Origin of the sequence: Methylorubrum zatmanii, assembly GCF_014845115.1 — a bacterium.
GTDB lineage: Bacteria > Pseudomonadota > Alphaproteobacteria > Rhizobiales > Beijerinckiaceae > Methylobacterium > Methylobacterium zatmanii.
The window spans coordinates 1-1,527 of the sequence record NZ_NKUI01000323.1 but is presented as its reverse complement, the minus strand read 5'-3'; the positions used below and the strand labels follow the sequence as shown (position 1 = coordinate 1,527).

At 73.3% G+C, this 1,527-nt stretch carries 2 protein-coding genes; one reads left to right on the top strand and one right to left on the bottom strand.

The annotated features are described in order from the left end of the window. Positions 1–34 precede the first annotated feature (34 nt). Positions 35–1,036 (top strand): Brp/Blh family beta-carotene 15,15'-dioxygenase, encoded by a 1,002-nt coding sequence (locus MZTS_RS24375; protein WP_009864028.1) that lies wholly within the window; start codon positions 35–37, stop codon positions 1,034–1,036. Positions 1,037–1,175: 139 nt separating this feature from the next. Here the strand turns inward: MZTS_RS24375 and MZTS_RS24370 are convergent. Next, positions 1,176–1,527, bottom strand: a 352-nt coding sequence (locus MZTS_RS24370) for a MazG nucleotide pyrophosphohydrolase domain-containing protein (RefSeq protein WP_281397102.1), incomplete at its 5' end; no start/stop codon positions are given.

The following is a 1,527-nucleotide window of genomic DNA, read 5'->3' as shown; positions in this document are numbered from 1 at the left end:
CGGCAAGTTATAGAGTTAATAAGAACCCGTGACTATGGCGGCTCGCTCGGCCGTTCCCGCTCCCGTGGGGCGCATCCGGGCGAGCCGTCCCCCCGCGCGCGCCGCCGGGCTGCGGCCCCCGCCCCTGATCGGCGCCCTCGTCGCGTTCGGCCTCATCGCCTCCGCTCTCCTGCCGCGGGAGGCGTCCTGGCTCGTGGCGCTCGTCGCCGTGATCGTGCTCGGGGTTCCGCACGGTGCCCTGGACGGGGCGGTCGCGGCGCCCCTGCTGCGGCCCCGCGGCGGAAGACTGTGGTTCGGGCTGTTCGCCGTGCCCTATCTCGGGCTCTCGGCCCTGGTTCTCCTGGCATGGCAGGTCGCGCCCCTGACCACCCTGGCCGGCTTCCTGGCTTTGTCGGTCCTGCATTTCGGCGAGGAAGATGCCGGCCCGGGGCGCCGTCTCGAAGCGCTGGTGCGGGGCGGGCTTCCGGTCGCGCTGCCGGCCCTGCTGCATCCCGAAGACACCGCCGGAATCTTCGCCGTCGTCGCGCGCGTGCCGATGCTGCAGCTCCCCGGCTGGTGGACGGAGGCCGCCTGGCTCTGGCTCGCTTTGGCCGGGCTCTGGCTCGCCACGCGGCCGCCGCGGCGGGCCGTGATGGCCGAGATCCTCCTTCTCGCCGCCGCCTTCTGGCTGCTGCCGCCGCTGACCGCCTTCACCCTGTACTTCGTCGGCCTTCACGGCCCGCGGCACATGCGGGCGCTGGTGCGCGACAGGACGAAGGCCCCTGCGGTCGACACGATGGACCGGGCCGTCCTGGCCTCGCTGCCGGTCTTCGGACTGACCCTCCTGCTCGGCGCCGCTCTGTGGCCGCTCTACGCGCCCGGCTCGCCCGGTGCCGTGGCCACCCTTCTGACCCTCACCCTGCAGATGCTGTCCGCCCTGACCGTGCCCCACGTCCTCCTTGACGTCCTCCTCGACCGGATCGCGGGCGGCTCGTCTCCATCGCGGCGGCAGGCCGGGGCGGAAGACGGCGAGGGCCCCGGATCGCCCCGCCCCTGAGCGGGCGCCGTGGGGCCCGCCAAGCCGGGCTGTCACACCAAATCCGGTTGAGATCCCTTCGGGATGGCGGATTTGGGCTTCGCTCAGGCGCCGCGCGGGCTCCTGACCCTGCCTCCGGTCCGATCGGCCGGAGGCAGGGTCAGGCCTTCTCGTCGCGCTTCACCGCCTGCCACGCCGCTTCCATGGCGGGGAGGGCGGTCTCCCCAAGGACATGCCCTCCGGCGGCGAGGCGGTCGGCCATGGCGGTGAAGCGGCGCTCGAATTTGAGGGTGCCCCGGCGCAGGGCCTCCTCCGGATCGACCCCGGCATGGCGGGCGAGGTTGGCCACGGAGAACAAGAGGTCGCCGATCTCCTCGAACACCGCCTCCGGCTCGCCCGCACCCAGACTCTCCTCGACCTCGTCCACCTCCTCGCGCACCTTGGCGAGCACCTGGGCCGCATCCGGCCAGTCGAAGCCGACGGCGGCCGCGCGCTTCGACTGGCCGGATGCG

What these genes read in the sequence shown, in the direction of transcription:
- MZTS_RS24375 (WP_009864028.1), top strand. Translation starts at nt 35, where the DNA reads ATGGCGGCTCGCTCGGCCGTTCCCGCTCCCGTGGGGCGCATCCGGGCG.